Genomic DNA, 1,053 nt, shown 5'->3' with positions numbered 1-1,053 from the left:
AACTGGGGGCGAACCGGAACACCGCCTTCGGCTGGGCCCGGAAGGCCGGGCGGAGTTCGGTGCGTCTGCCGCGCCGGCATCCCGGACGGGACGAGTACGAGCGGCTTCGGGCCGCCGGTGTCGCCCGCCGGGCAGCGGCCCGGCAGGTCGGCGTGAACGAGCGCACGGCCAAGGACTGGGACCGGGGTGTTAAAAAGAGCCGCACCACGCGCACCTATGCCGACGGGCGCCGTGTCGACTACGCCACCGGGACCGTCACGATGGGCGGCGTGACCACGGCACCGGTGGGCCTGACGGCCCTGGAGAAGCAGCTTCACCCGCGGTTCCTGACGCTCGCCGAACGCGAGAAGATCCGCGACCTCCGCGCGGCGGGTCAGTCGCTGAGGGCGATCGGACGGGCCCTGGGGCGGTCGGCGAGCACGATCAAGCGGGAGATCGACGCGAACGCGGGCCGCGAGGGCTACCAGCCCTACGCCGCCCACCGCGCCGCCGCCGCGCGCAGGCCCCGGCCCAAGGAGCGCAAGCTGCTGCGCGAGGGACGGCTGCGCCGCTTCGTCCAGGACCAACTGCGCAGGAGGTGGTCACCGGAGCAGATCTGCCACGCTCTGACTACGGAGTATCCCAACGACGAGAGCATGCGGGTGAGCGTGGAAACGATCTACCAGGCGCTGTACTTCCAGGCCCGCGGCGGCCTGAAACGGGAAGTGCAGGCAGCCGTCCGCTCCGGCCGGACCCGCCGCAAGCCACGCCGCGACCCACAGCGGCGCACTCCACGGTTCACCGACCCGATGGTGATGATCAGCGACCGCCCCGCCGATATCGAGGACCGGGCTGTGCCCGGTCACTGGGAAGGCGACCTGATCATCGGCGCCAACAGCCGCTCCGCGATCGCCACCCTGGTCGAGCGGACCACCCGCTACACCATGCTGGTCCACCTGCCCGGCGGAGCCCACGACGCCGAAACCGTCCGCGACGGTCTCGTCGCCACGATCCAGACCCTGCCCGCACACCTGCGCGGCTCCCTCACCTGGGACCAGGGCAGCGAGATGGCAC

The 1,053-nt window shown here is 71.8% G+C and carries 1 protein-coding gene; it reads left to right on the top strand.

The features are described from left to right. Window positions 1-260: 260 nt before the first annotated feature. A partial coding sequence (locus ACF1FZ_RS35075) for an IS30 family transposase (protein WP_391777414.1) occupies window positions 261-1,053 on the top strand: 793 nt, incomplete at its 3' end.

This window comes from Streptomyces sp. NPDC014623 (assembly GCF_043088245.1).
In the GTDB taxonomy this organism is placed as follows: domain Bacteria; phylum Actinomycetota; class Actinomycetes; order Streptomycetales; family Streptomycetaceae; genus Streptomyces.
This window is presented reverse-complemented; position numbering and strand designations above follow the sequence as displayed.